Origin of the sequence: Pseudonocardia phyllosphaerae, assembly GCF_046546475.1 — a bacterium.
Taxonomy (GTDB): Bacteria; Actinomycetota; Actinomycetes; order Mycobacteriales; family Pseudonocardiaceae; genus Pseudonocardia; species Pseudonocardia phyllosphaerae.
Genome location: NZ_JBKGXS010000007.1, coordinates 203,703 through 226,223 on the forward strand (window position 1 = coordinate 203,703; position 22,521 = coordinate 226,223).

Sequence of the window (22,521 nt, forward strand, 5' to 3'; positions counted from 1 at the left end):
CCGACACCCCGATCCCCGGCTCCTGCACCGAACGGTACGGCGCTCTCCGGCCACCGGAGCCGGAGTTCGGTGAAATTGAGTAGAGCCCGCTGGAGTCCACCGGAGTCCGGGCACGGGTCTGCGGCTCCGGCGGGAGCCGGATGGATCCGGATGGAAATGAGAATGCTTGCCGCTGGAACGGCTGAACTCCCTACTGGTTCCCGGAGCGAGGCCGCGCGCGACCCGCAGCGGCCCGGGGACAGGGGAGACCGACGATGATCGACCACCACCTCGCGAGAGCCACCGCCGAGAACGCCGAGAACACCGCCACCACAGCCACGACCGTCGATGCCGGGGCCACGCTGCTCGGCCTCGCCGCGATCGGGGCCCTGCTGATCGCCGCCGCCGTCGTCATGCGGTCGATGGCCGCGCTCGCCGCCGTCGCCGGGGTGGCGATCGCCGGCGCGCTCGGCGGCCTGAAGGCGCTGCTGCTGATCGCGGCCGGGCTGGCCGCGGTCGTCGGGCTGCTGGTGCACGATCTCGGGCCCGCCGGGGCCGGGCCGGGCACGCCCGCGCCGCCGTCGTCGGCCCGTACCGCTCCCGGCGACTGAGCGACGGGTGCGGCGGACGTAGGGTGGCGGCGTGCCGTTCCAGCCCCCTCCGCCGCACCCGTCCGGCGCGCGGCCCCCGGCGATCCCGCCGGAGCTGGTGCCGAACCACGTCGCCCTCGTGATGGACGGCAACGGCCGCTGGGCCAACGCCCGCGGCCTGCCGCGCACGGAGGGCCACAAGCGTGGCGAGGCGTCGCTGATGGACGTCGCCCGCGGCTGCATCGACATCGGTGTGAACTGGTTGTCGGCCTACGCGTTCTCCACCGAGAACTGGCGGCGCAGCCCGGACGAGGTCCGCTTCCTGATGGGCTTCAACCGCGACGTCATCCGCCGCCGCGTCGACGAGATGCACGAGATGGGGGTGCGCGTCCGCTGGGCCGGGCGGCGTCCCCGGCTGTGGCGCTCGGTGATCAAGGAGCTCGAGGTCGCCGAGGAGAAGACGAAGCACAACGACGTCCTGAACCTGACCATGTGCGTGAACTACGGCGGCCGTGCCGAGATCGTCGACTCGGTCCGCCGGATCGCCCAGCTCGTCGCCGACGGCAAGGTCAACCCGGCGAAGATCGACGAGAAGATGCTGGCCCGGTACCTCGACGAGCCGGACATGCCCGACGTCGACCTGTTCGTGCGGTCGTCGGGGGAGCAGCGGACGTCGAACTTCCTGCTCTGGCAGTCCGCGTACGCGGAGATGGTCTTCCTGGACACGCTGTTCCCGGACTTCGACCGCCGCCACATCTGGCAGGCCATCGAGATCTACGCGCGCCGGGACCGGCGCTTCGGCGGCGCCGTCGACAGCGCAGACAGCGCAGACAGCGCAGGAGCGGCGCAGTGACCGGCGACGTGCTCGCCGGGATGCTCGCCACCGCCAAGGGGGCGCTGGAGCGCTTCCACGACGTCACCACCGACGACGACGGCGCACTCACCTTCGCCCACGGCGGCGTGCTGTGCGTGGTGCAGGGCACCGAGCTGGAGGAGGGCCTGCCGGTCCTCAACCTCACCTGCGTGGTTGCGTGGGACCTGCCGGCCGCCGACGACCCGGCACACGACGTGCCGGCCCGGGTGGGGCTCGGCGTCGGCGAGGGGTTGTTCGGGACGCCGCGGGTGGTGCGCGGTGAGCACGGCTGGGACGTGACCCTGCGCTACGCCTTCCCGGCCGCCGGGCTGGAGGAGGGTCCGATGGGGACGCTGCTCATGCTGGTGGTGTCCTCGGCGTCGAGCATGCGGGCCGAGCTGGTCGACGACTGAGGTCGGCACGCACGGCGGCACACACGGCGACGCGGCGCCCCGGGCCCCGGGACGCCGCGTGGACGCCGGTCACTTCTTGCGGTTGGTGCCCAGCTCCTCCTCGATCGGGTTGACCGGGTCGACGTCCTTCGTCGCCTCCGACAGCCCGTCGTGGGTGTGCTCGGTGCGGCGCTGGTGGCGCAGCTGCTCGGTCTCCTCGTCGGACTCGTCGCGGGTGTCGACGGCGGCGAGCACGTCGGCCTCCGACTCGTAGTCCGTCGCCGGTACCGCGCGCAGCGCCTCGACGGTGGCGCCGTCGGCGCCGTTGCGCTCCGCGCCGGCGGCCAGCTCGTCCTTGCCTGCGGGGAAGGAGACCCCGCTCAGGGCGGCGTGGACGGCGTCGGGCGTGGTCGTGCGGGACGTCATGGCGGAACCTCTCGGTGGAACGGTCGTACTGTCGGCAGTGGCATTGCCGCTGTGCGCCGTTCCAATCCCGCCCAGGGTGACTCGATCAGGCCTCCTCGGCGGTGAGGTCCACCTCCGGCAGCGCGTTGAGCTCGTCGAGCGTCAGGTCCCGGGCGACACCGAGCACGTCGTTCTGGGCCTTGCGCATACGCGCGTCGACCAGCGCGGACAGGCCGTAGGCGATCCGGCCGAGCAGGCGGACGGTCTGCTCGTCGACCGCGGGCCGCGGCGCGGAGACGATCGCGACGCCGCTCGGCGTCCCGTCCGCGCCCCGGGCGACGCCCACCGAGTAGTCCTCGCGCGGGTTCACGTGCCGCGAGGCGTAGTGGTCGCGCAGGTTCAGCAACGTCTTGTGGATCTTCTCGACGTCCGCCTCGGAGGTGACGGCGCCCTCGAGGTCGAGCTCGCCGAGATCTTTCGCCGTGAGCACCGCGGTGCGCCCGGAGAAGCACCGCGCGTAGCCCAGCAGTGCCCCGGTCCACAGTGCCTCGACCAGCGCCGGATCCGGGTTCGCGACGGCCGTGACCAGGTGCTCGCAGCACCGCAGCACGTACTGCAGGTCGTCGAAGACGCCCGCGAGCCGCGCCAGCTCGGCGCTCTCGGGCGTGTCCAGCCGGCGTACCTCCGTGGGTGCCTGCGTGTCGGTCGTCATCGGCCCACCTCCCGATCACAACCTAACCGCTGTGACCGCGGCCACCTGTCGCGTTCTGAGACGCTTTTGCTATCTTCGCCTCGAAGGTCACGAGTGCCAGCGCGAAGCCCCGGCTTGCTGGCCGGCAACCCTCCTCCGCGGTGGGGTGCCCCGGGTGATGACCGGGCCGGCGCGGAACCGCGACCGGCAAGCGCGGATCCGTGGCGCCGTTCCCGGATCCCTGGATCCGGAGGCCGGATCATGACCATCGCCCTGTCGCGCACCGACTTTCTTCCGAGCGTCGTCGGCGACGACCTGACCGTCCCGCTGGTCGACGGCACGCACGCCCGCTACTGCGACCTCGACTCCGCCGCGTCGACCCCGTCGCTGCGCGCGGTCGCCGACCACGTCACCGAGCTGGCGCCCTACTACGGCAGCGTGCACCGCGGCGCCGGCTACACCTCGCGGGTCTGCACGTCGCTGCTGGAGAACGCCCGCGCCGACGTCGCCCGCTTCGTCCGTGCCCGCGCCGAGGACTGCGTGGTGTTCACCCGCAACACCACCGACGCGCTGTCGCTGCTGGCCGGGGCGGTGCCGGGCCCGGTCGTCACCCTCGATCTGGAGCACCACGCGACCCTGCTGGCCTGGCGGGACGGCGAGCACCGCGTCGTGCGGGCCGGGCGCACCGTCGACGACACCCTGGACGCGCTGCGCACCGAGCTCGCCGCCCGCCCGGCCGCGCTGGTCGCGGTCACCGGCGCCTCGAACGTGACCGGCGAGATCCTCCCGGTCGCCGACGTCGTCGCGCTGGCGCACGCCGCCGGGGCCCGGGTCTGCGTGGACGCCGCACAGCTCGCGCCGCACCGTCGCGTCGACCTGGCCGGCTGGGACGCCGACTACGTCGCGCTGTCCGCACACAAGATCTACGCGCCCTACGGTGCCGGGGTGCTCGTCGGGCGCCGGGACTGGCTGGACGCGGCCGACCCGCACCTGGCCGGGGGCGGCGCGGTCCGCTCGGTCGCGGTCGCCGGGGACACCACCGAGGTGAGCTGGCTGCCCGCGCCGCAGCGCCACGAGGGCGGCACCCCGAACGTCGTCGGTGCCGCGGCGCTGGCGGCGGCCTGCCGGGAGCTGGACCCGCTGATCGACGACGAGGTCCCCGCCCACGAGCGGGAGCTGGCGGACCGGCTGCACGCCGGGCTCGCGACCGTCCCGGGACTGCGCACGCTGTCGCTGTTCCCGCAGGTCGAGGACCGGACCGCGACCGTGAGCTTCGTGCTGGGCGATCTCCCGGCCGGGCTGGTCGCGGCGGCGCTGTCCGCCGAGCACGGGATCGGGGTGCGCGACGGCCGGTTCTGCGCGCACCCGCTGCTGGCCCGCCTGACCGGCGGCGACGACGCGGTCCGGGTCAGCCTCGGGCTGCGCACCACGACCGCCGACGTGGACCGGCTGGTCGAGGCGCTCACCGCGATCGCCGCGCGTGGCCCGGTGTGGACCTACGCCGTCGTCGACGGCCGGTGGACGCCGACGCCGGACCCGCGCCCGCTGGACCCGTTCGGCCTGGGGGAGCGGCCGGGGCTGCCCGGCTGCGACCGCTGAGCGGGGGGTCAGCTCCGGGCGGAGCAGCGCGCGCACATCCCGAAGATCTCCAGGGTGTGCGAGACGTCGGTGAAGCCGTGCTCGGCGGCGATCTTCTCGGTCCAGGACTCGACGGCCGGGCCGGCGATCTCCACGGCGGCGCCGCAGCGCCGGCAGACCAGGTGATGGTGGTGGTGCTCGGTGGCGCAGCGGCGGTAGACGGCCTCGCCGGACGAGGTCCGCAGCACGTCGACCTCGCCGCCGTCGACGAGGGTCTGCAGGGTCCGGTAGACCGTGGTCAGGCCGATGCCGTCGCCGGTCCGGCGTAGCTCCTCGTGGATCTCCTGGGCGGAGCGGAAGTCCTCCAGCCGGTCGAGCAGTGCGATCACCGCCGCACGCTGGCGGGTCGCGCGGATGCCGCGGGGCCCCGCGGTCGAGCGCTCCGGACCGGTCTGCACCGTCTCGCTCACGTCATCTCCTCCTCCACGTGGGCCACGGCGTCCACGACGATGTGGGCGAGGTGGTCGTCCACCAGGGAGTAGAGCACCTCGCGGCCCTTGCGTTCGCCCTCGACCACACCCGCCGCCTTCAGCACCCGCAGGTGCTGGCTGATCAGCGGCTGGGTGACGCCGAGCGCGTCGACCAGGTCGTGCACGCACCGGGAGTGTTCCAGCAGCTGCAGGACGATCGCGATCCGCACCGGTGCCGCGAGCGCCCGCAGCAGGTCACCGGCCGCGGAGAGGGTCCGCGGGTCCCGGGTCGGTGCCGGTGCGGGGGAGTCGGGGTGCCCCGCTCCCGTGTGCCGTCCGCTCTCGATGTCGGCCTCCGACGTCGCGTCCGCTGTGGTCGACATGTGCACCGTCCCGTTCCGCCGGGAGCTGCGGCCCCGCCCCCGGCGTTCCCATCGCCCTGCCGACCGCACCGCACATGGTAGGCGTGTTCGTTACCGTGCGGTCGTGCTGCTGGTGTGCCGCTTCTCCGTGTCCCCCGACTCACCCGGCGAGCAGGCCCGGTTCACCGCGCGTGCGACGCGGGCGCTGGAGCTGCTCGCGGCCCGGCCGGGGTGCCTCGGCGGGGAGGCCGGCCGGGCCGTCGACGACCCGGGGCACTGGGTGCTGACGCTGCGGTTCGCCTCCGTCGACGCCTACCGCCGCGCGCTGAGCCCCTTCGAGATCCGGGAGCACGTGCACCCGCTGCTCGCCGAGGCCGACATCACCGTGCCGCAGACCTACGAGTCGCTGGTGACGGTGGAGCCGGGTGCGGCGCCCGTCGCCCACGCGTCGCTGCGCAGCGACCCCGCCTGAGCGTGCCCGGTCGTCCGCGTGCCCGGTCGTCCGCCTGCCCGGTCGTCCGCCTGCCCGGTCGTCCGCCCGGGTGCCCGCCGCACGGCGCGACTCCCGCCGCTGTCCGCCGTTGCCGTTGCCGGGCGTGCCCGTATCGGTGCCTCCTCCGCGAACGCTCACCCATTCCGCCAACGCTCGCGTGATCAGGTGCGCGTCTGCCGAAACGGGTGAGCGTCCGGGGGCGGTGCTGCCGGTGTCCACACCCTGCCTCGCGATCCACAGCCGGCGATGTCGTGGGTGCAGGTCGTCGCGGACAGGGCAGCGTCACCGGCATGACAGAGCTGCTCCGCCGGCCGTCGCTGCTGACCGAGGGCCACACCGACGAGAGCCTGCGCCGCGCGGTCGCCACCGGCGCGCTGCTGCGGGTGCGCCCGGGAACGTATCTACCCGCGCCCGCGTCGGCCCGTGATCCCGTTGCGCGACATCGGTTTCTGGTGCATGCCACGGCGCCGGTGCTCACTCCGGGGAGCGTGTTCAGCGGGATCTCGGCGGCCGTCCTGCACGGACTGCCGATCTGGCGGACACCGCTGCGCCGGATCCACGTCACCCGGGACCGCAGATCGGGCGGGCGCAGCACGGCGAACGTCGTCCTGCACGCGGCCCCGCTGCCTCCCGACGAGGTCGTGCTGCTCGACGGGCTCGCCGTGACCTCGGTGGCGCGGACCGTCGTCGACGTCGCCCGGTCCTGCGCGTTCGAGACCGCGGTCGTCGTCGCCGACGCGGCGTTGTGGCGGCATCTGGTCACCGTGACCGAACTCGAAGAGGTGGTGCGAACGGCGGCAGGACGTCGCGGTATCGCCGGTGCCCGCGCGGTGCTCGCCTTCACAGAGCCGGCCGACGGCCCGGGCGAGTCGCGCAGTCGGGTGTGCATGCACCGGCTGGGCATCCCGGCGCCGCGGATCCAGCACGCCGTCCGGGATCATGGCGGCAGACGTGTCGGGCAGGTCGACTTCTGGTGGGAGGACGCCGGCGTGATCGGCGAGTTCGACGGACTGACCAAGTACGGGCGCTCGCTGCAGCCGGGCGAGTCACCGCAGGAGGCGCTGGTGCGGGAGAAGCGTCGCGAGGACGCGCTGCGGGCGCAGCCCCGGGTACGCGCGGTGGTGCGCTGGACCTGGGAGGACCTCGACGACTTCACCGCGACCGCGACCCGCCTGAAACGTCTTCTCCTGCGGTGAACGCTCACCGGTTCCGTGCACGCTCACCGGATCAGGTGCGCGTTCCCCGCAACGCGTGAGCGTTCGCTGCGGACGGCGCGCCTCCTGGCCTCGGGCGCCGGCCGGGACTCCCCGGACTCCCCGGACCTCGGGACCCCGGACCGGGCTCGTGGACCACGCCGCGACCGCCACACGGAGGACGGGCTCGCGAGGCGACAAGGGGGAAGGACCCCGCAGGTACGGGCGGGGGCGGCCGACTCATGGCGGGTCGGTAATCTGGGGTGCCCGGTCCGGCGCTCGGACCGGGAGCAGCCGTCCATCTTCCTGGAGTTCCGCCCGTGGCCAGCAAGCCCACCTCCGCCAAGATCGAGACCATCGTCGCTCTGACCAAGCGGCGCGGATTCGTCTTCCCCAGCGGAGAGATCTACGGCGGTACCCGCTCGGCGTGGGACTACGGCCCCCTCGGCGTCGAGCTGAAGGACAACATCAAGCGCCAGTGGTGGAAGTCGATGGTGACCGGCCGCGACGACGTCGTCGGCCTGGACTCCTCGGTGATCCTGCCGCGCCAGACCTGGGTCGCGTCCGGGCACGTCAACGCGTTCACCGACCCGCTGGTCGAGTGCACCTCGTGCCACAAGCGGTTCCGCGCGGACCAGCTGGCCGAGGAGTTCGCCGAGCGCAAGGGGCGCGACCCGGAGCAGGCCGACCCGAACGACCTCGCCGAGATCCCCTGCCCGAACTGCGGCACCCGCGGTCAGTACACCGCGCCCCGCGAGTTCAACATGATGCTGAAGACCTTCCTCGGCCCGGTGGAGTCCGAGGAGGGCATGGCCTACCTGCGGCCCGAGACCGCGCAGGGCATCTTCACGAACTTCCTGAACGTGCAGACGACCTCGCGCAAGAAGCCGCCGTTCGGCATCGGCCAGATCGGCAAGAGCTTCCGCAACGAGATCACCCCCGGCAACTTCATCTTCCGTACGCGCGAGTTCGAGCAGATGGAGATGGAGTACTTCGTCGAGCCGGGCCAGGACGAGGAGCTGCACCAGTACTGGATCGACCAGCGTTTCCGCTGGTACACCGACCTGGGCATCGACGCGGAGAACCTGCGCCAGTACGAGCACCCGAAGGAGAAGCTCTCCCACTACTCGAAGCGCACCGTCGACATCGAGTACAAGTTCGGTTTCACCGGGCAGGAGTGGGGCGAGCTCGAGGGCATCGCGAACCGCACCGACTACGACCTCACGACGCACTCGAACCACTCGGGCGTCGACCTGTCGTTCTACGACCAGGCCAGCGACACCCGCTACAAGCCGTACGTGATCGAGCCGGCGGCCGGCGTCGGGCGCTCGATGATGGCGTTCCTCATCGAGGCCTACACCGAGGACGAGGCGCCGAATGCCAAGGGCGGCGTCGACAAGCGCGTCGTGCTGAAGCTGGACCGCCGCCTCGCGCCGGTGAAGGCCGCGGTGCTCCCGCTGTCGCGCAACGCCGACCTGACGCCGAAGGCGAAGGAGCTGGCCGCGACGCTGCGGCAGCACTGGAACGTCGACTTCGACGACGCCGGTGCCATCGGCCGCCGCTACCGCCGCCAGGACGAGATCGGCACGCCGTTCTGCATCACGGTCGACTTCGACACCCTCACCGACGACGCCGTGACCATCCGCGAGCGGGACACGATGGCCCAGGAGCGGGTGGCGCTCGACCAGGTCGAGGCCTACCTGGCGACGCGCCTCATCGGCTGCTGATCCGCCCGCACGTCCGACGCCCCTGCCGGCTTCCGGCAGGGGCGTTCGTGCTGGTCGGGGGTGCCTGAGCGGAGGACCGCGCCGGTCCGGTCGCAGCGCACGCGACCGGACCGGGTGACGGGCTCACCCCGACGCGGGCAGCAGTCGTTCGACCAGGTCGGACAGCGTGACGACGCCGAGCGGTGCTTCGGCGTCGCCGACCAGCGCCAGGTGCGCCCGCCGCTCGCGCATCGTGTTCACCGCCGCGTGGAACGGCAGGTCCGCCGGTAGCGCGACCAGCGGGCGCAGCAGCTCCCGCGCGGTCGTCGCCGGCGGGCGGACCAGGGTGTCGCGGACGTGGACGTAGCCGATCGGGCGGTTCCCGTCGCGCACGACCAGGCGCAGGTGCCCGGTGGTGCGGGTGACGTCCTGGATGGTGGCGACGTCGTCGTCGGGGGTGACGGTGTTGGGTTCGCGGGCCAGCTCCCCGATCGGCGTGCGCTCCCGCTCCAGCACCGCGACGAGGTGGTCGCGGCGCCCGGCGTCGAGCGCCCCGGCGGTCGCCGAGTGGTCGACGAGCTGGCGCAGGTCGTCCGCGTCGCGGCCCTCGGCCATCTCGTCCACCGGCTCGACGCCGACGGCGCGCAGGCAGCGGTTCGCCGCCCCGTTGAGCAGCACCAGCAGCGGCCGCGCGAGCACCATGAACGCCCGCATCGGCAGCGCCAGCGCGATCGCCGACCGCTCCGGGTGCGCGATCGCCCACGACTTCGGCGCCATCTCGCCGACGACCAGGTGCAGGAACGTGACCACGACCAGCGAGAACACGAACGACAGCACCCCGGCGACGGCCGAGGGCAGCCCCCAGCCGGTCAGCAGTGGCCCGACGGCGTGGTCGACGGCCGGTTTGGTCACCGCACCCAGCCCGAGCACGCACAGCGTGATGCCCAGCTGGGACCCGGCGAGCAGCAGCGACACGTCCTTGGCGCTGCGCAGCGCGGCGCGGGCGGCCACCGACGTGCGGGCGGCCTCCTCGAGGCGGTGCCGCCGTGCGGCGACGATCGCGAACTCCACAGCGACGAAGAACGCGCTCAGCACCACCAGCGCGACCGACACGACGATCTCGGTGACGCTCACGAGCGCACCCCCTGCCCACGGCCGGTGTTCCCGGTGCCCTCGGTGCTGTCCTCGCCGGTGTCGGCCCAGGTCAGGTGCACCGAGGAGGGGACCCGCCGGTCCACGGTGCGGACGGTGAGGCACAGGGTGCGGTCGTCGTCGTCCGGGTCGTGGGCCGGCACGGTCACCTCGACGGCGTCGCCGGGCTCGGGCAGCCGCTGCAGCTCGGCGGTCACCAGACCGCCGACGGTGTTGAACTCGCCCTCGGGCAGCTCGGCGCCGATCAGCCTTCCCACCTCGTCGACGTGCCGGTCCCCGGCGACGATCCAGCCGTCACCGGCGCGGACGTCGCGGTCGGTGCCGGCGGCGTCGTGCTCGTCGGTGATCTCGCCGACGAGCTCCTCGGCCACGTCCTCGACGGTGATCACGCCGGCCAGGCCGCCGTACTCGTCGAGCACGCAGGCCAGCTCCTCACCGGCCTCCCGCAGCCGGTCCAGTACCCGCGGCAGCGGCAGCGACGACGGGACCAGCACCGGCGGGCGCATGATCTCCGAGACCGGCACATCCGCCGGGTCGCGGCCGGTCAGGGCCAGCACGTCGCGCAGACAGACGACGCCGACCGGCTCCGCGTCCCCTCCGCCGTCGGCCGGCACGGACAGCACCGGGTGGCGGGAGTGCTGGTCGCCCATCCGGCTCATCAGGCTCGCGACCGTCGCGTCGGCGGCGACCCAGGACACCCGCGGGCGCGGGATCATCGCCTCCTCGGCCGTGTGGTCGGCGAAGTCGACGGCGCGGTCGAGGAGCAGCGCCAGCTCCGGGGCGAGGTCCCCGGAGGCACGGGAGCCGTCGATGATCGCCTCCAGGTCGCGCGGGGTCGCGGCGTGCTCGACGTCGTGCACCGGCTCGATCCGCAGCACCCGCAGCAGCGCATTGGAGGCGGCGTCGAAGATCTTCACGATCGGCCCGGTGACGGCCAGGTAGGCCCGGGTGGACAGGGCGAGGCGGCGGGCGACCGGCTCGGGGCGGGCGATGGCCAGGTTCTTCGGGAACAGCTCGCCGAACACCATCTGCACCACCGTGGACAGCAGCAGCGCGATGACGGTGCCGACCGCGACGCCGACCCCGGCGGGCACGCTCGCCAGGCCGAGCAGCTCGCCGATACCGGCACCGATCAACGGCTCGGCCACGTAGCCGACCAGCAGGCCGGTCACGGTGATGCCGAGCTGGGCACCGGAGAGCATGAACGACGTCCGGCGGGTGATGTCCAGGGCGCGCGTCGCGCCGGCGTCGCCCGCGGCCGCGCGGGCGGAGAGCCGCGACCGGTCGACGGCCATGTAGGAGAACTCCTGCGCGACGAACCAGCCGGTCAGCACGGTGATGGCGAGCACGGCGAGGACGCCGAGCAGGATGCCGCCGATCGTGAGGATCACCGGGCCACCCGCTCGCGGGCGCAGGGGGAGGGGGACGAAGGTCGCCGCCCGGCGAGGTGCCGGACGGCGCAGGGACTCTCGGAGGGGTCCATGACTCCTGACTCGTGGTCGGGCTGATGATCGGCGGACATCGGCGCGGGCGTGCCCGGGGATCGGCGACGGCCGACCCGGACGAATACGACACCGCGTGTGAGGTCAACGGATACCGGGTCGCCCCGGTTCCCGCCACTGCTGATCCCGCCGGTGATTCTGCCCGGACCCGGCGCGGCGCGGCGCGGGAAACCCCCGCCCGAACGGGGAATGTCGGTACCCGTCGATACCCTGACGACGTGCTGACCACCGAGGTGCCGAACCAGCAGCCGCGCGACCCCCGCCGCCGGCTGGGTGCCGAGCTGCGCCGCTGGTCCTCCGGCGCCGATCCGGCCGGGATCGGCGTCGTCCGTGTGCTCGACCGGCACGGCTTCGGCGCCGTCGAGCCGGGGCAGCTGCTCGCCGGCACCGGCTCCGGTGACGTCGGCGGCGAGCTGTACCTGGGTGCGCTCGACGGTGTCGCCCGTCCGCTGGTGGCCGAGGCCGCCGCCGGGCAGGAGCTGGTGCGCGAGGCGCACGCCGGCGAGCCCGACGCGCTGGCCGCGGGGCTCGCGTGCGCCGGTGGGGCGACGCTCGTCGGGCACCCGTTGCCCGCGTCCGCCGCGGCCGCGCTCGGGGAGGCGTTCGAGGCGTCCCGCCCGGCCGCCCTGGTCTCGCTCGTCACCGACGCCCCGCAGGGCGCCCCGGTGCTCGTCCTGACCGGCGAGGACCTGGCCGACCAGGTCGGTGACCTGGGCGAACCGGGCGTGACCGACGCCGCTGCCGAGGTCGCCCGCGCCCTGCTGCGCCGCGGTGCGACCACCACCGAGCGGACGACGGCCGCGGGTGCCGAGGTCCTGGTCGACGTGTGGGTGCCGGTGCCGACGATGCTCGTCGTCGGGGAGGGTGCGCTGGGTGCCGCGCTGCACGGCCAGGCCGGGCTGCTGGGCTGGCAGGCCCACACCGTCACCGGGCTCGACGAGGCCCGCGCCGCCGTCGCCGCGTTCACCGACGCCGACGTGCTGGTCCTGCTCGACCACGACCCGGCGTTCGACGCGGTGCTGCTCGACGGGCTCGCACACGGCCGCGGTTTCCTCGGGGCGCTCGGCTCGCGCCGCACCCAGGCCGCGCGTCACGAGCGGCTCACCGCCGCAGGCGTCGACGAGGCCGGGTTCGCGCGGATCCACGGCCCGGTCGGGCTGGACCTCGGCGCGCGCACCCCCGCGGAGACGGCGGTGTCGATCGTCGCCGAGGTGATCGCGCTGCGGGCCGGGCGCACGGCGTCCGCGCTGGCCGGGACGAGCGGGCGGATCGGCGGATGAGCGCCCCGTCCTCGCGCCGCGGTATCGGGTCCCCGCGTGGCGGCGATCCGCAGCCGGTCATGCCGCCGCCGCGCGGTGGCCACGTCCGGGAGGGCATGACCTGGGGTGCCCGGATCGTCGTCGGCGGGCTGGTCGTGCTGCTGCTGGTCGTCGGGGTGACGGCGGCGCGCGTCTGGCAGGTCGCCCGGACCGACGACCGGAGCCACACCGACGCCGTCGTCGTGCTGGGGGCCGCCCAGTACAACGGCCAGCCCAGCGCGGTCCTGGCCGCACGGCTCAAGCACGCCGAGCAGCTGTGGCGCGACGGCGTGTCCCCGCGGATCGTCACCGTCGGCGGCGGGAAGTCCGGGGACCGCTACACCGAGGCCGAGGCCAGCCGGGACTGGCTGATCGAGCAGGGCGTCCCGCGTTCGGCGGTGGAGGCCGTGCCACAGGGCGCGGACACCCTGGGCAGCCTGCAGGCGGTCGCCGCGACGGCCCGGGAGCAGGGCTGGGAGTCCGCGCTGCTGGTGTCGGACCCGTGGCACAGCCTGCGGGCCCGCACGATGGCGCGCGACGCCGGGCTGGACGCCTCGACGTCGCCGACCCGGACGGGCCCCGTGGTGCAGACCCGGGAGGCGCAGCTGCACTACATCTACCGCGAGACCGGTGGCCTGCTGTTCTACGAGCTGACGCACGCGTCGGTGGACACCGCCACCAACGAGCTGGGATGAGCACCCTCGCGGTCCGCGGCGAGCAGGGCTACGTCCCCGCGGACACCGAACGCCGCCACCCCGAGCCGCCCAAGGGGTCCGGTCTGGGGGAGGGCGGCCGGGTCGAGCGGCGCAGCCCGTTCTCCCGGGACCGCGCCCGCGTGCTGCACTCCGCGGCGCTGCGCCGGCTGGCGGGCAAGACCCAGGTCGTCGGGCCGGGGGAGGGCGCGGAGATCACCGGCATGCCGCGCACCCGGCTCACGCACTCCCTCGAGGTCGCCCAGATCGGCCGCGGGATCGCGGAGGAGCTCGGCCTGGACCCCGACGTCGTCGACGCCGCGGGGCTGGCCCACGACATCGGCCACCCGCCGTTCGGGCACAACGGCGAACGCGCCCTGGACATCGCGGCCGCGGACTGCGGCGGGTTCGAGGGCAACGCGCAGACCCTGCGGATCCTCACCCGGCTGGAGCCGAAGCGGATGCCGGGCGGGCTGAACCTGACCCGCGCCACGCTCGACGCATCGACGAAGTACCCGTGGCCGCGCCGTGGCGCCGAGCGCAAGTTCGGGGCCTACGCCGACGACCTGCCCGCCCTGGAGTGGATCCGGATCGGGGGCCGCCCGGGGGTGCGCAGCATGGAGGCGCAGGTCATGGACTGGGCCGACGACGTCGCCTACTCCGTGCACGACGTCGAGGACGCGGTGCTCGCCGGCCGGATGGACCTGGCCGTGCTGTCCTCACCCGCCGAGCGGGAGGCGCTCGCCGGGGAGGCCGCGGTCCGGTTCGGTGCCGACGCCGGGGCCTGCGCCGAGGCGGCCGCGCTGCTCGACGCGCTGCCGGTGGTGCAGGCGGTGCGCGGGTTCGACGTGGCGAAGGCGACCGGCGACGACCTGGTCGCGATGAAGCGGCTGACCAGCGAGCTCGTCGGCCGGTTCGCGCTCGCGGCGACCGACGCCACCCTCGACCACTACGGCGACGCCCCGCTCGCCCGCCACCGCGCCGACCTGGTCGTCCCGGCCGAGGCCGGCGCCGAGGTCGTCCTGCTCAAGGCGCTGGCGACCCGCTACGTGCTCAGCGACCCGGCACACCTGGCGAAGCAGGCCCGCCAGCGCGATGTGCTGGCGGACCTGGTCGCGGTGCTCACCGTGCAGGCACCGGCGGCGCTCGACCCGGCCCGCGCCGAGGACTGGGCCGCCGCAGGCGACGACGGCGCCCGGCTGCGGGTGGTGATCGACCAGGTCGCGGTGCTGACCGACGACCAGGCCCTCACCTGGCACCGGAAGCTCTGCCGGGCAGAGTGAGGGCCCAGCGCACGGCGAGGGCCCAGCGCACAGTGAGGGCCCAGCGCACGGCGAGGGTTCAGCGCACGGCGAGGGTGTCCCGCGAGGTCCAGCTCATGTCGTCGTAGCGGTCGCCGGCCGGGCGCAGCGCGTCGAGCCGGGCGGTCTCGGCGTCGTCGAGGACGAGATCGAGGGCGCCCACGTTCTCCTCCAGGTAGCGCACCCGCTTGGTCCCCGGGATCGGGACGACGTCGTCGCCACGGCTCAGCAGCCAGGCCAGCGCGACCTGGCCTGCGGTGGCGTCGCGGGCGTCGGCGATCGCGCGCAGCTCGTCGACCAGCGCGAGGTTGGTGTCGGCGTTCTCGCCGCGGAACCGCGGCAGCGTGCGCCGGAAGTCGCCGGCGGGCAGCTCGTCGACGGAGAACGAGCCGGTGAGCATCCCGCGGCCCAGCGGGCTGTAGGGGACGAGGCCGATGCCGTGCTCGCGGCAGGCGGGTACGACGTCGTGCTCGATGTCGCGGCTGAACACCGACCACTCGCTCTGCAGCGCCGCGACCGGGGCGACGGCGGCGGCTCGCCGGACGGTGTCCGCGGAGGCCTCGGACAGCCCGATCGCGCCGATCTTCCCGGCCGTGACCAGCTCGGACATCGCACCGACGGTCTCCTCGACCGGGACGTCCGGGTCCGGCCGGTGCAGGTAGTAGAGCTCGACGTGGTCGGTGCCGAGCCGGGACAGTGACCCGTCGATCGAACGGCGCACGTACTCGGGGCTGCCGTCCACGGCGCCGGTGGCACGGCCGTCGTCACCGACGAGGATGCCGAACTTGGTGGCCAGGGTGACCTCGTCGCGACGGGTCCGCAGCAGCTCGGCGAGCAGTTCCTCGTTGGCGCCGCGGCCGTACATGTCGGCGGTGTCGAGGAAGGTGACGCCCAGGTCGAGGGCCCGGTTCAGCGTCCGCAGCGACTCGCCGCGGTCGGCAGGGCCGTAGGCGAAGCTCATGCCCATGCAGCCGAGGCCGAGGGCACTGACGGTCAGGGAACCGAGGGTGCGCGAAGCGGTGGTCATGGTGGTGCTCCTTCGTGCGGGCAGGACGGATCACCGCACGACGCAGGTCGCCGTGCGGGGCTGGGTGGTGCGAAGGGCGGCCCTACGGGGCCAGCTCGCCGCCGTAGGTGTCGATCTTGTATTCGATGGTGCGGAGCGCGAACTGCAGCTCGGCGAGCCGTGCGCGGACGGCGTCGCGGTGCGTGTGGAGCATGGCGAGGCGTTCGGGCACGGTGTGCTCGCCGTCCTCGGCGAGAGCGACGTAGCGCTGCAGGTCGCGCATCGACATGCCGGCCATTCGCAGCCGGGACAGGAACACGACCCGGGCGAAGGCCGCGGGGGAGTAGCGGCGGTGGCCCGCGGCGTCGCGGTCGACGCTGATCAGGCCGATCCGCTCGTAGTAGCGCAGCGTGTGCGCGGTGACGCCGGAGCGCTCGGCGGTCGCGGCGATGTCCAGCGTCTCGCCGGGTGCCGGACCGCCGACCTCCTGCCGCTCGAGGCGGGCCGTCGCATCGGCGGCGGGGAGGGGCGTGGTCGTCATGGCGACGACGCTAGGGCTTCGAGCGCGCTCGAAGGCAACGACGGTGTGACCGCCGCCACCTCCGAGCGAGCTCGGAGCGGGTGTGGTCAGCGCAGGGTGTACGCGGGCTTCGTCGCGTCGGCCTCGGTCGTGGCCGGGCGCTTCGGGCAGCTCTGCAGGATTCGTCCGATGGCGTCCCGCTCGCCGGCGGTCACCCAGAGCTTGTACTTCGTCTTCACCGCGACCTGTCGGGCGACGTAGGCGCAGCGGTAGTCCGAGTACGGCGGCAGCCAGGTCGCGGCGTCGCCGTCGCGCTTGTTGTTGTTGGTCGGGCCGTCGACGGCCATCAGGTTGAGCGGGTCGGTCGCCAGCCGCTCGCGGGTGTCCGCGTCGAGCGCCTGGGCACCCTTCTGCCAGGCGTCGGACAGCGCGACGACGTGGTCGATCTGCACCGCCGAGCTCGTCTTCCCGCGATGGAAGTTGATCTTTCGGCCGGTGTAGGCGTCGTGCAGGTCGCCGGACATGACCACGCAGTCGTGGGTACGCGGCTTGAAGGTCTCGTTCTCCATGTCCCGCTTGAGGACCTGGTTGCGCTGGTCGCAGCCGTCGTGGTCGGTGTCGGCCCAGGCCGGCCCGAACTGCTTGCGGTCGTAGCCGGTCTTCGGGGCGCGGCCCTTCACCGGCAGCGCTGCCAGCTCGCCCGCGGCGGAACCGCTGCCCGCGGCGACCGGGGTGACCTCGTCGCTGCTCCCGAAGGCCGAGCCCACCGAGTCGTTCGGCCCGCAGGCCGTCGTCATCAACACCGTCGCGCCCAGTACTGCGGGCACCAGCCACCGTCGTCCTCGCACGAGAGTGATCGTCTCCGAGGGGTGCGCGACCGCCCGGGTGGACACGCCGTCACGATCCGGTCGCCAATCACACAGGGTGAAGGTTCTTGCCAGACGACTCCCAGGAAGTGCACAGGTTCGGCGGGCACGGTGGAGCCATGATCACGACGACCGCACTCGCCGCCGCCGCGGTGGCGCCGGCACTCCTGGTGCTGGTGCTCGTCGCCGCCGCGCCATGGCTCGCCCGCCACGAACAGGACGGCCTCGCCCGAGCCGGTGCGGTGCGCCGTGACCGGCGGTCCCCGCACTCCTCGGCGGCACCACACACCCCTGCCCCGGTTCGCACACCCGATATCTCAGGTGTGCCGACCGGCCGAGGGGTGTGAGGTCGGGGGCGGTGCCCGGGGGAGCGGGCGTCGGCCGGGGGCCTGCCGGCACGAGTACGGGTTCCGGGAGATGCTTCACCTGCTGAGGTACTTCGGAGGTGCCCCCGTGGCTCCGCACCGGTGCCGCGCCGGTGCCGCGCCGTGCGGGCCTGGTCGCACGGCGAACTGAGTCGTCTCCCACCCCCGCTTGCCGGGTCCTTAGCGTTGCGTTGAAGTGGTGGCGTGACCGTTTCGCGGTGGATCGTTCCCGTGCTCAGCGTGTTGTTCGTCCCGCTGTGGGCGTCCGGCTTCATCGCCGGGAAGATCGCGACGGGGTATCTGGACGTCCCCGCCGTCCTGTTCTGGCGCTTCCTGATCGCGCTGGTGGTGATGCTCGGCGTCGCGCTGGTCGCCCGGCCCGCACTGCCGCACGGGCGGGCCTGGCTGCACCTCGCCGTCACCGCGCTGCTGCTGCAGGTGGGGCAGTTCACCTGCGTCTACACCGGGCTCGCGGCGGGCGTCCCGGCCGGGCTGTCGAGCCTGATCCTGGGGATGGCGCCGCTGCTGGTCGGCCTGCTGACCCCGCTGCTGCTGCGGACGAAGCTGGGCGTCGCACCGGTGCTCGGGCTGTTGATCGGCGCGGCCGGTGTCTACGTCGTCCTGTCCGACGAGCTCGGTGGCGGCGTCGGCGCGGCCGTGGTCTTCCCGGTGCTCGGCATGGCGTCGCTGACCGCAGGCACGCTGTACCAGAAACGGTTCAACGACGACACGCCCGTCGTGACGAGCGTGGTGGTCCAGATGGCGACGTCGCTGGTCGCCACGCTGGTGGCCTGGCCGTTCCTCGGGGCGCACTGGCTGCCGTCGTCGGGCGGGGGCTGGCTGGCCGTCGGCTGGCTGGGGATCTTCAACTCGGCCGGCGCGTTCGCGCTGATGTTCCTGCTGCTGCGGCTGCGCGACACCGTGCACGTCTCCGCGCTGCTCAACCTCATCCCGGCGACGACCGCGCTGGCCGCCGTCCCGGTGCTCGGCGAGCCGCTCACCGCCCAGGCCGTCCTCGGCCTCGTGATCGCGCTGGTCGGCATGTACGTCGGGATCGGCCGCCTCGGCCGCCGCCGGAAGCCCACCGCGGCGACCGGCTCCGATCCGGATACGACTGCGAACGCCGACGGAACCCCGCGCCTGCAGGCACGGCCACGCACCTAGACTCGACCCCGTGGCAGGACGGATCCGGGACGCCGACATCACCGAGGTCCGCAACCGCACGCGGATCGAGGAGATCGTCGAGGAGTACGTCGCGCTCCGCCGTGCCGGGGCGGGCTCGCTCAAGGGGCTCTGCCCCTTCCACGACGAGAAGTCGCCGTCGTTCACCGTCCGTCCCTCGCACGGCACGTTCCACTGCTTCGGCTGCGGCGAGCACGGCAGCGTCATCGACTTCGTCATGAAGATGGAGGTCATCGGGTTCCCCGAGGCCGTCGAGCGGCTCGCCGAGCGCTGCGGGGTCCGGTTGACCTACGAGGGCGGCGGCGCGTCGGTGCAGCGCGACCGCGGCACCCGCTCCCGCCTGCTGGAGATCAACAAGAAGGCCCAGGCGTTCTACGCCGAGCAGCTCCGCACCCCGGCCGGGCGCCCGGCCGCACAGTTCCTCGCCGACCGTGGGTTCGACTCCGCCGCCGCCGAGCGCTTCGGCTGCGGGTACGCCCCGGGCGGCTGGGACACCGTCACCAAGCACCTGCTCGGCCAGGGCTTCCAGCTCGACGAGCTGATCAAGTCCGGGATCGCGAAGGAGGGCCGCCGCGGCGCCATCGACCGGTTCCACCGGCGGCTGCTGTGGCCGATCCGCGATCTCGGCGGTGACGTCGTCGGGTTCGGCGCCCGCCGCCTGTTCGACGACGACGGCATCGAGGCCAAGTACCTCAACACCTCCGAGACGCCGGTCTACCGCAAGACCCACGTGCTGTTCGGCCTCGACCTGGCCAAGCGTGAGATCGCGAAGACGCGGCAGGTCGTCGTCGTCGAGGGCTACACCGACGTGATGGCGATGCACCTGGCCGGCGTCCCGACCGCGGTCGCGTCCTGCGGTACCGCGTTCGGCTCCGAGCACGTGTCGGTGATCCGCAGGCTGATCGGCGACGACTCCTTCGACCGCGGCGAGGTCATCTTCGTCTTCGACGGCGACGCCGCGGGGCAGAAGGCCGCGGAGAAGGCGTTCGCCGGCGACCAGAGCTTCGCCACCCAGCTCTACGTCGCCGTCGCCCCGGACAACCAGGACCCCTGCGACATGCGGCTGAAGTCCGGTGACACGGCGGTGAAGGACCTCGTGGCGCGCCGCGAGCCGCTGTTCGAGTTCGTCATCCGCACCGAGCTGCGCGAGCACGACCTGAACACGGCCGAGGGCCGGGTGGCGGCGCTGCAGCGCTGTGTCCCGATCGTCGCCCAGATCAAGCGGGAGGACCTGCGGGACGAGTACGCGCGCCGGCTCGCCGGGTGGGTCGGCTGGGAGGACATCCAGGCCGTCGTCCGGCGGGTGCGCGAGACCGCCGGTGCATCGGTCCCGGCCCGTGGCGGTCGCAAGCCTGCCGCGCCGGCTCCCAAGCGTGGTGACGCGCAGCTGCACCTGCAGCGCGAGGCGCTCAAGGCCGCGCTGCAGATCCCGGGCGTCGTCGGCCCCGGCTTCGACGAGCTGCCCGAGTCCGGCTTCACGCACCCGCAGTTCGCCGCCGTCCGGCACGCGATCATGCTCGCGGGCGGGGTGCAGTCCGGGTTGGACGGTCCGGAGTGGCTCGACGCGATCGTCGCCGAGATCCCGACCGAGGAGGTGAAGGGCCTGGTCAGCGAGCTGGCGGTGGAGGAGCTGGAGCTGCCGCGGCGCAACTCCGACGAGGTCCGCTACGTCGGCGGCATCCTCGCGGGCATCCGGCTCGCACTGGTCGAGCGGGAGATCGCCGACCTCAAGTCGCAGCTGCAGCGCACCAACTACACGACCGACCCGGACGAGTACAACGACCTGTTCGGTGTCCTCGTCCCGCTGGAGCAGTACAAGATCCAGCTGCGCGAACAGGCGGCCGGGGTCGCCTCGTGAGCCTGTGGCGGCGGATCCTGGGCGGCGGTGACCCGCTGCCCGACGACGTCGCCCTGGCCCCCGACGAGACCGTCGCCGGCACCGCCACGGTCGCCGGCGGTGGGACGCTGGTGGTCACCTCCTGGGGGGTCCACCCTCCCGGCGGGGGCCGCATCGGCTGGCACGAGATCGCGAAGGCGGTGTGGGACAGGGGCTCCTCGACGCTGGTCGTCACTCCGGCGGCCGTCGAGGAGGTCGCGCCCGGCATCGAGCTGCTCGCCGACGACCGCCCGCGCCGGTTCCGGCTGACCGGGCCCGGGCCGGTGCCGAAGGCGGTGCAGGACCGGGTGACCCAGTCGATCCGCAGCCGCCACCGCCGGGACCTGCCCGGCGGGGGAGCGTGGGTGCTGCAACGCCGCGTACCCGGCGGGGGCGGTCTGGTGCTGCAGGTGCGGCCCGACCCGGGCACCGATCCGATCGCCGTCCGGCGGCTGGCCGAGGGGCTGGCGGGGCGGCTCGGGGAACTCCGGCCGGGAGGCGACGAATGACGACGGTCAGCTGGGACCCGGCCCTGTACCGGGCGTTCGACGACCACCGGTCCCGCCCGTTCCTGGACCTGGTGGCGCGGATCGGTGACCCGCCCGCCGGGCTCGACGGCGTGGTCGACGCGGGCTGCGGGCCCGGACACCTCACCGGGGTTCTGGCCCGCCGGTGGCCGGACGCGACGGTGACCGCGTTCGACTCGTCGCCGGACATGGTCGCCGCCGCCCGGGAGGCCGGAGTGGCCGCCGAGCAGGCCGACGTGCGGGACTGGACGCCGCCCGCGGGCACCGGCATCGTCGTCTCCAACGCGGTGCTGCAGTGGGTTCCCGAGCACGTCGACGTGCTCCGTGACTGGGCCGCCGCGCTCGCGCCGGGCGCGTGGCTGGGGGTGCAGGTGCCCGGCAACTTCGGGGCGCCCTCGCACGTGCTGACCCGCGAGGTCGCCGAGCAGCCGCGCTGGCGGGACCGGATCTCGTTGCGCGGCACCGAGACCGTGCTCGACCCGGCCGGCTACGCCGACGTGCTCACCGCCGCGGGCTGCACCGTCGACGCCTGGGAGACGACCTACCTGCAGCGCCTCGACGGCGAGGACCCCGTGCTGCGGTGGATCTCCGGCACCGCGCTGCGCCCGGTCCGCGACGCCCTCGACGACGACGCCTACGCCGACTTCGTCGCCGAGCTCGCCCCGCGGCTGCGCGAGGCCTACCCGCGCACCGCCGACGGCAGCACCTGGTTCCCGTTCCGCCGGATCTTCGTGGTGGCGCGCCGGACCTGAGCAGCAGCCGCGCCGGAGCCGAGCAGGCCGCCGGAGCCGAGCAGCAGCTCAGTCCGCGGCCATCCCGCGCCACAGCAGCTCGGTGAGCTCGGTCGCGCGCCGGCGCCAGTCGTCGTGCGGGTCGAGGAAGAACAGGCCGCCGAGCCCGCGCAGCACGGTCTCCGGCTCCAGGTCGGCGCGGACGGTGCCGGCGGCGACGTTGGCCTCGACCAGCATCGTGCCCGCCTCGACCATCGCGGCGTAGCCGTCGGCGGCGGCGCCCGCGCCGGACGCGCCTGCGGACTGCAGTGCCCCGGCCAGCCCGCGTTTGGTCATCATGTACCGGGCGAGGTGGTCGACCGCCCAGCTGCGGAACGCCTGGTCCGGCGGCAGCGTGTCCAGCAGCTGCGGGACGATCTCGACCAGGTGCTCGACCTCGCGGCGGTACACCGCGACGACCAGGTCCTCGCGGGTCGGGAAGTGCCGGTAGACCGTGCCGACGCCGACCCCGGCCTTCTTCGCGATGGCGTTGAACGACAGCTCACCGCAGGTCACCGAGGACGCCGCGGCCTCGAGGATGCGGTCGTGGTTGCGACGCGTGTCCGCGCGGCGGTGGCTGACCGATCCGCTCGTCATCGCTCCTCGCTCGCTCCGGGGTCGTACTGCCCGCCCACGGTAGTCCACGGGTGTGCCGGACCCGCGCACGTTGCCGAGCGGATAACTATCCGCTAGCGTTCCCTGTGGCGCGCCACACCACCACCCGACCACCACCGGGCCCCGATGACGGCCGA

Annotated in this window: 25 protein-coding genes and 1 riboswitch; of the genes, 15 read left to right on the forward strand and 10 right to left on the reverse strand. The window is 73.7% G+C overall.

Translation table 11 applies throughout. The features are described 5' to 3' along the window. Window positions 1–254 precede the first annotated feature (254 nt). Genes ACLE50_RS16015 through ACLE50_RS16025 form a run of 3 tightly spaced genes read left to right on the forward strand, consistent with a single transcriptional unit; the run spans window position 255 to window position 1,835 of the window. Window positions 255–590, forward strand: a complete 336-nt coding sequence (locus ACLE50_RS16015) for a hypothetical protein (protein WP_410944353.1) — start codon at window positions 255–257, stop codon at window positions 588–590. A 31-nt stretch (window positions 591–621) separates the two neighbouring features. Further along, window positions 622–1,422, forward strand: a complete 801-nt coding sequence (locus ACLE50_RS16020) for an isoprenyl transferase (RefSeq protein ID WP_410944354.1) — start codon at window positions 622–624, stop codon at window positions 1,420–1,422. A 20-nt stretch (window positions 1,423–1,442) separates the two neighbouring features. Next, window positions 1,443–1,835: a hypothetical protein gene (locus tag ACLE50_RS16025; RefSeq protein ID WP_410944465.1), complete on the forward strand. Its 393-nt coding sequence runs from the start codon at window positions 1,443–1,445 to the stop codon at window positions 1,833–1,835. 69 nt (window positions 1,836–1,904) lie between these two features. Here the strand turns inward: ACLE50_RS16025 and ACLE50_RS16030 are convergent, their stop codons facing one another. Further along, window positions 1,905–2,240, reverse strand: coding sequence for a DUF2795 domain-containing protein (locus ACLE50_RS16030; protein ID WP_410944355.1), 336 nt, complete (start codon window positions 2,238–2,240; stop codon window positions 1,905–1,907). A gap of 85 nt (window positions 2,241–2,325) precedes the next feature. Then, the gene (locus ACLE50_RS16035) at window positions 2,326–2,931 is read right to left on the reverse strand and encodes a hypothetical protein (protein ID WP_410944356.1); all 606 of its coding nucleotides are present in this window, start codon (window positions 2,929–2,931) and stop codon (window positions 2,326–2,328) included. 85 nt (window positions 2,932–3,016) lie between these two features. Further along, window positions 3,017–3,130, forward strand: a riboswitch (SAM riboswitch). Window positions 3,131–3,171: 41 nt separating this feature from the next. Here ACLE50_RS16035 and ACLE50_RS16040 point away from each other — a divergent pair. Next, window positions 3,172–4,509: an aminotransferase class V-fold PLP-dependent enzyme gene (locus tag ACLE50_RS16040; protein WP_410944357.1), complete on the forward strand. Its 1,338-nt coding sequence runs from the start codon at window positions 3,172–3,174 to the stop codon at window positions 4,507–4,509. Window positions 4,510–4,517: 8 nt separating this feature from the next. On the opposite strand, the gene ACLE50_RS16045 is transcribed toward ACLE50_RS16040, so the two are convergent. Then, complete coding sequence (locus tag ACLE50_RS16045) at window positions 4,518–4,958, reverse strand: Fur family transcriptional regulator (protein ID WP_410944358.1); 441 nt, start codon at window positions 4,956–4,958, stop codon at window positions 4,518–4,520. Then, window positions 4,955–5,341, reverse strand: a complete 387-nt coding sequence (locus ACLE50_RS16050) for an ArsR/SmtB family transcription factor (protein ID WP_410944359.1) — start codon at window positions 5,339–5,341, stop codon at window positions 4,955–4,957. Before ACLE50_RS16050 ends, ACLE50_RS16045 begins: the two co-directional genes overlap by 4 nt. Before the next feature lie 103 nt (window positions 5,342–5,444). On the opposite strand from ACLE50_RS16050, the gene ACLE50_RS16055 reads away from it, so the two are divergent. The 3 genes from ACLE50_RS16055 (at window position 5,445) to ACLE50_RS16065 (ending at window position 8,733) form a co-directional block, all read left to right on the forward strand. Continuing rightward, window positions 5,445–5,792 (forward strand): antibiotic biosynthesis monooxygenase family protein, encoded by a 348-nt coding sequence (locus ACLE50_RS16055; protein WP_410944360.1) that lies wholly within the window; start codon window positions 5,445–5,447, stop codon window positions 5,790–5,792. A gap of 311 nt (window positions 5,793–6,103) precedes the next feature. Further along, window positions 6,104–7,009: a hypothetical protein gene (locus tag ACLE50_RS16060; protein WP_410944361.1), complete on the forward strand. Its 906-nt coding sequence runs from the start codon at window positions 6,104–6,106 to the stop codon at window positions 7,007–7,009. Between the two features lie 317 nt (window positions 7,010–7,326). Continuing rightward, the gene (locus ACLE50_RS16065; protein ID WP_410944362.1) at window positions 7,327–8,733 is read left to right on the forward strand and encodes a glycine--tRNA ligase; all 1,407 of its coding nucleotides are present in this window, start codon (window positions 7,327–7,329) and stop codon (window positions 8,731–8,733) included. A gap of 123 nt (window positions 8,734–8,856) precedes the next feature. Here ACLE50_RS16065 and ACLE50_RS16070 read toward each other — a convergent pair whose 3' ends face one another. Next, window positions 8,857–9,846 carry a CNNM domain-containing protein gene (locus ACLE50_RS16070; protein WP_410944363.1) on the reverse strand — a complete coding sequence of 330 codons (990 nt, stop codon included), beginning with the start codon at window positions 9,844–9,846 and terminating at the stop codon, window positions 8,857–8,859. After that, window positions 9,843–11,255, reverse strand: coding sequence for a hemolysin family protein (locus ACLE50_RS16075; protein WP_410944364.1), 1,413 nt, complete (start codon window positions 11,253–11,255; stop codon window positions 9,843–9,845). Before ACLE50_RS16075 ends, ACLE50_RS16070 begins: the two co-directional genes overlap by 4 nt. 329 nt (window positions 11,256–11,584) lie before the next feature. Between ACLE50_RS16075 and ACLE50_RS16080 the strand changes: the two genes are divergently transcribed. The 3 genes from ACLE50_RS16080 (at window position 11,585) to ACLE50_RS16090 (ending at window position 14,639) form a co-directional block, all read left to right on the forward strand. Continuing rightward, on the forward strand, window positions 11,585–12,646 hold the full coding sequence (locus tag ACLE50_RS16080) for an XdhC family protein (RefSeq protein WP_410944365.1): 1,062 nt from the start codon (window positions 11,585–11,587) through the stop codon (window positions 12,644–12,646). 95 nt (window positions 12,647–12,741) lie between these two features. Beyond that, on the forward strand, window positions 12,742–13,359 hold the full coding sequence (locus ACLE50_RS16085) for a YdcF family protein (RefSeq protein ID WP_410944466.1): 618 nt from the start codon (window positions 12,742–12,744) through the stop codon (window positions 13,357–13,359). Continuing rightward, on the forward strand, window positions 13,356–14,639 hold the full coding sequence (locus ACLE50_RS16090; RefSeq protein ID WP_410944366.1) for a deoxyguanosinetriphosphate triphosphohydrolase: 1,284 nt from the start codon (window positions 13,356–13,358) through the stop codon (window positions 14,637–14,639). Before ACLE50_RS16085 ends, ACLE50_RS16090 begins: the two co-directional genes overlap by 4 nt. A 58-nt stretch (window positions 14,640–14,697) precedes the next feature. Here the strand turns inward: ACLE50_RS16090 and ACLE50_RS16095 are convergent, their stop codons facing one another. From ACLE50_RS16095 to ACLE50_RS16105, 3 genes are all read right to left on the reverse strand, one after another. Next, window positions 14,698–15,684, reverse strand: coding sequence for an aldo/keto reductase (locus ACLE50_RS16095; RefSeq protein ID WP_410944367.1), 987 nt, complete (start codon window positions 15,682–15,684; stop codon window positions 14,698–14,700). An 82-nt stretch (window positions 15,685–15,766) separates the two neighbouring features. Then, complete coding sequence (locus ACLE50_RS16100; protein WP_410944368.1) at window positions 15,767–16,204, reverse strand: MerR family transcriptional regulator; 438 nt, start codon at window positions 16,202–16,204, stop codon at window positions 15,767–15,769. 86 nt (window positions 16,205–16,290) lie between these two features. Beyond that, the gene (locus ACLE50_RS16105) at window positions 16,291–17,076 is read right to left on the reverse strand and encodes an HNH endonuclease family protein (protein ID WP_410944369.1); all 786 of its coding nucleotides are present in this window, start codon (window positions 17,074–17,076) and stop codon (window positions 16,291–16,293) included. A 92-nt stretch (window positions 17,077–17,168) separates the two neighbouring features. Between ACLE50_RS16105 and ACLE50_RS16110 the strand changes: the two genes are divergently transcribed. From ACLE50_RS16110 to ACLE50_RS16130, 5 genes are all read left to right on the forward strand, one after another. Then, window positions 17,169–17,396 (forward strand): hypothetical protein, encoded by a 228-nt coding sequence (locus tag ACLE50_RS16110; protein WP_410944370.1) that lies wholly within the window; start codon window positions 17,169–17,171, stop codon window positions 17,394–17,396. Between the two features lie 249 nt (window positions 17,397–17,645). Next, window positions 17,646–18,578 carry a DMT family transporter gene (locus ACLE50_RS16115; RefSeq protein WP_410944371.1) on the forward strand — a complete coding sequence of 311 codons (933 nt, stop codon included), beginning with the start codon at window positions 17,646–17,648 and terminating at the stop codon, window positions 18,576–18,578. A gap of 10 nt (window positions 18,579–18,588) precedes the next feature. Further along, on the forward strand, window positions 18,589–20,454 hold the full coding sequence (dnaG, locus tag ACLE50_RS16120; RefSeq protein ID WP_410944372.1) for a DNA primase: 1,866 nt from the start codon (window positions 18,589–18,591) through the stop codon (window positions 20,452–20,454). Next, window positions 20,451–20,981 carry a hypothetical protein gene (locus ACLE50_RS16125; protein WP_410944373.1) on the forward strand — a complete coding sequence of 177 codons (531 nt, stop codon included), beginning with the start codon at window positions 20,451–20,453 and terminating at the stop codon, window positions 20,979–20,981. Before dnaG ends, ACLE50_RS16125 begins: the two co-directional genes overlap by 4 nt. Further along, window positions 20,978–21,751, forward strand: coding sequence for a trans-aconitate 2-methyltransferase (locus tag ACLE50_RS16130; protein WP_410944374.1), 774 nt, complete (start codon window positions 20,978–20,980; stop codon window positions 21,749–21,751). The genes ACLE50_RS16125 and ACLE50_RS16130 overlap by 4 nt, the downstream gene beginning before the upstream one ends. 48 nt (window positions 21,752–21,799) lie before the next feature. Here ACLE50_RS16130 and ACLE50_RS16135 read toward each other — a convergent pair whose 3' ends face one another. Beyond that, window positions 21,800–22,366: a TetR/AcrR family transcriptional regulator gene (locus tag ACLE50_RS16135; RefSeq protein ID WP_410944375.1), complete on the reverse strand. Its 567-nt coding sequence runs from the start codon at window positions 22,364–22,366 to the stop codon at window positions 21,800–21,802. Between the last annotated feature and the right edge of the window lie 155 nt (window positions 22,367–22,521).

Excerpts from the sequence above, each read along its gene's own strand:
- ACLE50_RS16025 (WP_410944465.1), top strand. The coding sequence starts at position 1,443 with ATGCTCGCCACCGCCAAGGGGGCGCTGGAGCGCTTCCACGACGTCACC.
- ACLE50_RS16030 (WP_410944355.1), bottom strand. The coding sequence starts at position 2,240 with ATGACGTCCCGCACGACCACGCCCGACGCCGTCCACGCCGCCCTGAGC.
- ACLE50_RS16110 (WP_410944370.1), top strand. The coding sequence starts at position 17,169 with ATGATCACGACGACCGCACTCGCCGCCGCCGCGGTGGCGCCGGCACTC.
- ACLE50_RS16130 (WP_410944374.1), top strand. The coding sequence starts at position 20,978 with ATGACGACGGTCAGCTGGGACCCGGCCCTGTACCGGGCGTTCGACGAC.
- ACLE50_RS16015 (WP_410944353.1), top strand. The coding sequence starts at position 255 with ATGATCGACCACCACCTCGCGAGAGCCACCGCCGAGAACGCCGAGAAC.
- ACLE50_RS16085 (WP_410944466.1), top strand. The coding sequence starts at position 12,742 with ATGACCTGGGGTGCCCGGATCGTCGTCGGCGGGCTGGTCGTGCTGCTG.
- ACLE50_RS16095 (WP_410944367.1), bottom strand. The coding sequence starts at position 15,684 with ATGACCACCGCTTCGCGCACCCTCGGTTCCCTGACCGTCAGTGCCCTC.
- ACLE50_RS16135 (WP_410944375.1), bottom strand. The coding sequence starts at position 22,366 with ATGACGAGCGGATCGGTCAGCCACCGCCGCGCGGACACGCGTCGCAAC.
- ACLE50_RS16060 (WP_410944361.1), top strand. The coding sequence starts at position 6,104 with ATGACAGAGCTGCTCCGCCGGCCGTCGCTGCTGACCGAGGGCCACACC.
- ACLE50_RS16035 (WP_410944356.1), bottom strand. The coding sequence starts at position 2,931 with ATGACGACCGACACGCAGGCACCCACGGAGGTACGCCGGCTGGACACG.
- ACLE50_RS16100 (WP_410944368.1), bottom strand. The coding sequence starts at position 16,204 with ATGACGACCACGCCCCTCCCCGCCGCCGATGCGACGGCCCGCCTCGAG.
- ACLE50_RS16090 (WP_410944366.1), top strand. The coding sequence starts at position 13,356 with ATGAGCACCCTCGCGGTCCGCGGCGAGCAGGGCTACGTCCCCGCGGAC.
- ACLE50_RS16050 (WP_410944359.1), bottom strand. The coding sequence starts at position 5,341 with ATGTCGACCACAGCGGACGCGACGTCGGAGGCCGACATCGAGAGCGGA.
- ACLE50_RS16040 (WP_410944357.1), top strand. The coding sequence starts at position 3,172 with ATGACCATCGCCCTGTCGCGCACCGACTTTCTTCCGAGCGTCGTCGGC.